Annotated in this window: 1 protein-coding gene; it reads right to left on the bottom strand. The window is 58.6% G+C overall.

Going from position 1 to position 237, the window contains the following annotated elements; translation table 11 throughout:
- Positions 1-129 precede the first annotated feature (129 nt).
- Positions 130-237: DUF3455 domain-containing protein (locus tag AC0L3U_RS40180; RefSeq protein ID WP_473365239.1), on the bottom strand; the 108-nt coding region annotated here is incomplete at its 5' end.

Below are 237 nucleotides of genomic sequence, written 5' to 3'. Positions count from 1 at the left end.
GCCAGCAGGCACACTTCATAGTCAAAGATGATTTCAGCCAAACCAGGGATTCCTGCCACTTCAGTAGACGTCTGCGCATTGTAGGGGCGAGCGTCCTCGCGCCCACAAGGCGAGCGTAGCCGAGTTTGCTCAGTTAGCGGCCCAGAATATGTAGTCTGCCTGATACTTCACGGTTTGCTGCGTGCCCTTGTTGGCAACCGTGCACGCGCTTGTGGGGGCGACGCCGCCCTTGAGCTC

It is taken from the genome of Bradyrhizobium sp. Kon69 (assembly GCF_055807515.1).
This window is presented reverse-complemented; position numbering and strand designations above follow the sequence as displayed.